Raw genomic sequence first — 5,467 nt, forward strand, 5'->3', positions numbered from 1 at the left:
CGACAGCATAGAAGCGATATTAATAATTTTGCCGCTTTTGCGTTTGATCATCTCAGCACCCAGCCTCTGACTGAGTAAAAATGCGGAATCTAAATTTACCGCGATCACCTTATGCCATTCCTTCATCGGAAACTGATGAGCAGGCGCACGGAAAATGGTGCCGCCACAGTTCACCAGTATATCTACCGGCCCCTGCGCCAGCGCTTGCTCGGCCAGCTGCTCAACCGCAGCCTCATCGCTTAAATCGGCGGCCAATACCAACGCCTGGCCACCGGCAGCGGTAATTTTTGCCACCGTATCGCGGCTGCCTTCGCTGCTTGAACTGGCGCAAATCACTTTGGCGCCGGCCTCTGCCAAAGCAACGGCTATTGCCTGGCCCAAACCACGGCTGGCCCCAGTCACTAAAGCAGTCTGTCCTGTCAGAGAAAATAAGCTCGCCATAGGCTCTCCTGTTAGCTTATCTGGCCCGCTGCCACTGCGAAACTGTTCAAATATGGAACAATTTCAAAAATCGAAAACAGCAACAAACCTTTAAAATTAAATACTTAACTAAAGTCAGCAGCATCTGATTACAAAATGTGGCCGATTTCGTCTCTATCAATAATTGACAGATTTTAGTTGATGGTGTTAGCTTTTTGCCATCGGTGGCACAAAATTGCAAGTTTTTTTTGCCACCGGTAGACAAAGCATATAAGCTGAATACAAAACAAGCAAATCGACAGGGAGCAGACAACCTTTGCTCCAGAAAAATGAATAAGGCCGGGCATGACCCAGGCTAAGACAACAAGTCAATTCAGGACGAGGTGAACAGACATGGCTACTCGCAATACGCAATTCCGCCCCAGTAAACTGGTGCGCTCACTCACTCTGGCCGGGCTGGCAACGCTGCTTAGCGCAGCGCCGGCATTACAAGCCCAACAAGCCGAGCAGCAACCAGCTCAGGTACAGGAAGAAGATATTGAAGTTATTACCGTTACCGGTGGTTTTCGCGGCAGTTTAGCCAGTGCCCTGAATCAAAAACGCTTTGAAACTGGCTCTACTGATACCATTAAAGCCGAAGATATAGCTGATTTCCCTGATCTTAACCTGGCAGAATCCTTACAGCGTATTCCCGGTGTGGCTATAAGCCGTGCTGCTGGTGAAGGCCGGCAAATTTCAGTACGTGGCCTTGGCCCTGATTTTACCCGCGTACGCATTAACGGTATGGAAGCGCAGTCTACCAGTGGCGGTACTGACCAGATTGGTGGCGCCAACCGCGGCCGTGGTTTTGACTTTAATACCTTTTCATCTGACTTATTCAGCGAGCTGACAGTTCGCAAAACCGCCTCAGCCAATATCGAAGAAGGCTCATTAGGCGCCACAGTCGACCTGCGTACAGCCCGTCCTTTTGACTACGATGGTTTAACTTTTGCCGCTAACGTGCAGGCCGGCTACAACGATTTATCTGAAGAGGTCGACCCTAAAGCCTCGTTTTTAGTCAGCAATATTTTTGCCGACGGTAAATTTGGCGCTTTATTCTCACTGGCAATGTCTGAACGTAATGTAAAAGACGAAGGTGCCAGTACCGTACGCTGGGCAGACGCAAATGACTTTGGTAGCTATCAGGGTAGTGCAGATGCGGCTGAATTACAGGCGATAAATGACGCTTTTCGCCCGCGTTTACCGCGTTACGACTCTTACACCCACAATGTTAAACGTACCGGCGCAGCAGCAGCGTTTGAGTTCCGCCCCAGCCTGGAAACCCGTTTTAATTTAGATATTCTTTATGCAAAAGACGATTCAACCCGTCAGGAAGTGTTTACTCAGGGTATTTTAAATGGTAACGGCCAAACCGGGCCTATGAATGTACTGGACTACGAAATTGATAGCACCAATACCGTAACCTATGCTGCTTTTGAAAATGCTACTGTACGTAATGAAAACCGCTACGATGAACTGGGTACAGACTTTTTGCAGGTTAGCTTCAGTGCGCAGCACCAGCTGACCGACGATTTGAAAATTGATGCAATGATCGGCCGCGCTAAATCAGAGTTTGATAACCCGATTCAAACCACTGTGGTGATGCAAAAGACCGGTGTTGATTTTAGCTATGATTACCGCGGTGGCAAACGCCAGGCACCAGAGCTATTGTTTGGGCAAGAGGTGTTTGAGGCAGATGGCTGGACAACGAACAGTGTGCGCCTGCGCCCGTTAGGTGCTGAAAACACCTTCGACACTGCCGCGCTTAATCTGGAATATATTCTGACTGAAAGCCTGACCCTACGCGGTGGCGTGCATTACAAAAACTTTGAATTTGAAACTTATGAAGCGCGTCGCGCCAGCGAAAATGCTGCCGGTATCGTGATGACGCCGGACCTGATCATGAGTTATAACTCTGGCTTAGGGTCACAAGGGGCCTGGCAGGTTCCTGATTTGGCTGCAATTAATGCCGCTTATGATATTTACAGTAACACCGGTGCCTTTGAAGTCAGTGCTCAAAACCGTTTGGCTGATAACTATAGTGCCGAAGAAAAAACCCTGGGCACATACCTGCAGCTGGCGTTTGAAACCGAAGTGGGCGATACCGTTATCCGCGGTGATGTCGGCGGCCGCTATGTTAAAACCGACCAGTCTTCAACAGCCTGGGCAAAGCTTGGTGGCGCAGACCAGCAAATTACTGCCAAGCATGAGTACAGTGAGTTTTTACCATCACTGAACCTGGTATTTGAACCGCTGGAAGATGTGATTATCCGTTTTGGTTACGCCGAAGTTATGGCGCGTGCCGGCCTTGGTAGTATTCGCCCGAACTCGTCAGTATCAGTATCAGGCAGTTCACGTAGCATAAGCGGTGGCAACCCGACACTTGAACCAACCAAAGCCAAAACCTATGACTTAGGCTTAGAACTGTACTTTGATAATGAATCACTGTTAGGTGTAGCGGTATTCCGCAAAGATATCGACAGTTATGTGCAGGGCTTACGCCAAACCAAACTATTTACCGAGACAGGTCTACCGGTTGAGGCCGCGATAGATGCCTGTAATGCTGGTCCGGATGGTTACGGCGCAAACTGTAACGAGAACTTGCTTTGGGATACTAATACACCGTTGAATGGCCCTGGCGGTAATCTGTATGGTTTTGAAGTGCAGTATCAGATGCCGTTTACCTTCCTGCCTGAAGGCTGGGACAAATTTGGTTTTATCGGTAACTACACTTACGTAAAAGCCCAGATGGACTATGTCAATACAGATGGCCAGATTCTGGCAACCCGTGATTTACAGGGCTTATCTGAATCTACCCGCAGTGCCACCTTGTACTATGAAGATGACAAGTTCAGCGCACGGGTGTCGTTAACCGACCGCTCGGATTACCTGACTAACGCACTGGGCCGTAATGGCAACGATATGGAAGGCACTAACGCCACCCGTAACATTGACGCTGCAATGTCGTATCAGCTTACTGAGAAGTGGAAAGTCAGCTTAGAAGCCCTTAACCTGACCGACGAAGTAGATGATCAATGGGTAGACTCAAGTGGCAACCGCCTAACTTACTACCATGCTACCGGTCGCCAGTATTACTTAGGTGCCCAGTATAAGTTCTGATGTAACAAGGCCGCTATGCCTCGCGTAGCGGCTGTATTTCTCTCGCTAAACGCTGAGCCACGGACGGCCCGTTTTTACCCATGATGGAGCAACAATGTGTAACAACAGGTATTTTATGGCCCGCATCCTTTTTGGCAAAACCTTGTTAAGCCTCAGTATCGCCACCCTTATCAGCGCATGTTCACAGCAAAACTCATCCCCTGCACAAACTGATACCGCTGCTCAAAACAATATCGCGACATTAGGCCTGAGTAATCCATCTGATCACGCGCGAACCGATACTGTATTACTGCCTTACGCTGATTTGGGCATAGCACCGGCGCAAGCTACAGCCTTGGTGGCACAAACCGGTGGCAAGGTTATTCCGTCGCAACTGATTGACCATAACGGCGATGGTGAAAAAGATACTTTACTGCTGCAAGCGGAGCTGGCTGCAGCAGCGTCTCAGAGCATCACCATCAGCAATAACCCGGCGCTGTTTGCCGCGCAACAATTGCCCAAACGTACCCAGGCCGAAATTTCACGCAAAACCGGCGGCCAGTGGCAAGGCGAAAAATATATCGGTGGCACATTTGAAAATGTGACGGAAGTCACGCCGCCAGCGCAATATACCGATCATTCTGAGTGGATCCGCTACGAGGGCCCGGGCATAGAGTCTGACAAAGTCGGCTACCGTATTTATCTGGACTGGCGTAACGGCTTTGATGTGTTTGGCAATAAAACCGGTGCACCGGTACTGCACAACGTCGGTCTGGATGGCTACGAGTCTTACCATCATATGGCGGACTGGGGCATGGACCTGCTAAAAGTTGGCAAATCGCTGGGTGCCGGCGGCTATGGCTACTGGGACGGCCAGCAGGTGCAGCTGGTGTCTAAAGTCAGCGGTCACTCCGCGAAAGTGATAGAAAACGGCCCTTTATATTCAGCATTGCAGATTCAATACAAAGACTGGCAAATCGCCGGTAAAACGCTGCAATTGACGGCCAACTTGTCAATGACAGCGGGCAGTCGCCTGGTGCATACCCGGCTGACGACCAGTGAAATACTGGATAACTTCGCGGTGGGTTTGGTAAAACTACCCAAAACCAAACTACTACAGGGCAAACTGGATATTCCGGGCCACAGCTGGACCTATCTGGCGACCTGGGGTGAGCAAACATTAACCGGTGGCAACGATAAGCTGGGTATGGCCGTGCTGTTTAAACGCGGCGACAATAAAGCCATCACCAGTGACGCCAGCAGTCATGTCGCTGTGCTGGAGCCATCTGGTACAGAGCTGGAATACTATTTTCTGTCAGCCTGGGATGGCGAGCCCGGCGGCATTAAAACCGAAGCGGAGTTTGTCGCTTATCTGCAGCAGGAAGTGGAAAAACTCACACTGGCACCGCGTAAGCAGTTAAAAACCGCATTGTCGCAGCAGCAAAAAGCCGACCCACTGACCGCGCAAAAGGCGCTTGACTGGAGCGAGCGCCTGGCCGCCAGCGAAATGCAGCGCCAGACCCCCTACTACGCTTTTGGTGGCTGGGACTACGAGCGCGGCCGTCCAAGCAAATGGGAATACACCACCGGGTTGCAATTGCAGGCCTATGACGAGCTGCTAAAGCTGCGGCCAAACCCAGAGTGGCAGCAGGTACTGACGGATGTCATCGATTCCTTTATTACTGCCGATGGCGATATCCGCAGCTATAAACTGACGAATTTTAATATCGACAGTTTAAATACCGGCAATATGCTGCTGCGTGAATATCAGCGTAACCCCAAACCGCAGTATAAGCAGGCGCTGGATTTATTACGTAAGCAGCTTGAGCAGCATCCGCGCACCAGCGAAGGCGCCTTCTGGCATAAAAAAATCTACCCGCACCAGCTGTGGCTGGATGGCGTTTATATG

General features: G+C 50.3%; 3 protein-coding genes. 2 read left to right on the plus strand and 1 reads right to left on the minus strand.

The window, feature by feature from the left end:
* The coding region (locus VIN66_RS06275) for an SDR family NAD(P)-dependent oxidoreductase (RefSeq protein ID WP_331923173.1) at positions 1–441 on the minus strand (441 nt) is incomplete at its 3' end.
* A gap of 372 nt (positions 442–813) precedes the next feature.
* Here VIN66_RS06275 and VIN66_RS06280 point away from each other — a divergent pair.
* Together VIN66_RS06280 and VIN66_RS06285 are read left to right on the plus strand one after the other, a co-directional pair.
* Positions 814–3,579: a TonB-dependent receptor gene (locus tag VIN66_RS06280; protein ID WP_331923174.1), complete on the plus strand. Its 2,766-nt coding sequence runs from the start codon at positions 814–816 to the stop codon at positions 3,577–3,579.
* 115 nt (positions 3,580–3,694) lie between these two features.
* A partial coding sequence (locus VIN66_RS06285) for a DUF4861 family protein (RefSeq protein WP_331923175.1) occupies positions 3,695–5,467 on the plus strand: 1,773 nt, incomplete at its 3' end.

It is taken from the genome of Rheinheimera sp. (assembly GCF_036568245.1).
Taxonomy (GTDB): Bacteria; Pseudomonadota; Gammaproteobacteria; order Enterobacterales; family Alteromonadaceae; genus Alishewanella.